The following is a 1,444-nucleotide window of genomic DNA, read 5'->3' on the forward strand; positions in this document are numbered from 1 at the left end:
GGTTCGAGTCCAGTCGGGGGAGCTGCAAGGCAAAATCCCGCACCCCGCCCCGGCTGCGGGATTTTTCTTTGGCTAGGCCGAGGCGACCCGGTTGCCGCCCGCGACCTGCGCGACTCCGAGGTGCTGATCGTGGACCGCGCCGCCTGGTCCAGGGCCAACGCCCGCAGTTTCGAGGTCATGCTGGCCCCGGCCATCGCCGCGCTCGCCGAAAAGCGCCCGGATCAGCTCAAGAACGCCACCACGGCCGTGGGCAGCGTGCTCACCGGCACCCAGATGGGCGCCATCCTCTCCTTCCTCTCCAGCAAGGTGCTGGGCCAGTACGACCCCTTCTGCTCCCTGTTGCCCGGCGGCCCGGCAGCCGGGCGGCTGATGCTGGTGGCGCCGAACATCGTGACCGTGGAGCGGGAACTGAATGTGGTGCCCGCCGACTTCCGCCTCTGGGTGTGCCTGCACGAGCAGACCCACCGGGTGCAGTTCGCCGCGGCCCCCTGGCTGCGCGACCACATGATGGAGCAGATCGGCGGGCTGTCGTCGTCGCTGGTGGAAAAGGCGGACACCCTCGGCGAGCGGCTGCAGCAGACGGTCAAGGCGGCCGTCGCCGCGGCCAAGGACAGCGGAAAGGACGACGGCGGGGGGCCGGGTTCGGCGCTGAAGGGTTCCCTCCTCGATCTCATCCAGGGGCCGGAAGAGAAGGCCGTGTTCTCCCACCTGACCGCCGTGATGAGCCTGCTGGAGGGCCACGCCAACGTGGTGATGGACGCGGTCGACTCCTCGCTGGTCCCGACGGTCAAGACCATCCGCCAACGCTTCAACGCGCGCGGCAAGAGCCGCGGCGCGCTGGAAAACTGGATCCGCAAACTCATGGGCCTCGATGCCAAGGCCCGGCAGTACTCCGACGGGGCAAAGTTCGTCCGCGCGGTGACCCGGCAGATCGGCATGGAGGGTTTCAACCAGGTGTGGGAGCGCCCCGAAAACCTGCCCACCGAAGAGGAGATTCATCACCCCGACCTGTGGGTCAGCCGGATGGACCTCAGCCGCGCATGAGCGGTGTTGCAGCGGACCGGCGCAAGCCCCGGTTGCATCCGCGGGTGGCAGACGCCCGGCACCAACTGCGCCAGGCGCTGGAACAGTTCGGTCCGCCGGCAGCGACCGCCGCGGGCGCCGAACCGCAGCTGTTGCTGGTGGCCTGCAGCGGGGGGCCGGATTCGCTGGCCCTGGCCGTCGCGGCGGAATTCTTCAACCGGCCGGCCCGGAACGGCGTCCGTCCCTATCGGGTGGGGGCCGTCGTCGTCGACCATGGCCTGCAACAGGGCAGCGCGGAGGTGGCCGAGGGGGCCCGGCTGCAGCTCGAAGCGCTGGGGCTGGCCCCGGTCCAGGTCCGCCGGGTGGCCGTGGAAGGGTCCGGCATGGGGCCGGAGGCGGCCGCCAGAACGGCACGCTACGC

At 70.4% G+C, this 1,444-nt stretch carries 2 protein-coding genes; both read left to right on the forward strand.

Annotated elements, in window-relative coordinates:
- The coding region (locus tag AC5RV2_RS17910) for a zinc-dependent metalloprotease (RefSeq protein WP_494093448.1) at window positions 1–1,044 on the forward strand (1,044 nt) is incomplete at its 5' end.
- The coding region (locus AC5RV2_RS17915) for a PP-loop family protein (protein WP_494093449.1) at window positions 1,041–1,444 on the forward strand (404 nt) is incomplete at its 3' end. The genes AC5RV2_RS17910 and AC5RV2_RS17915, both read left to right, overlap by 4 nt.

It is taken from the genome of Arthrobacter sp. Y3225116, from assembly GCF_059091245.1.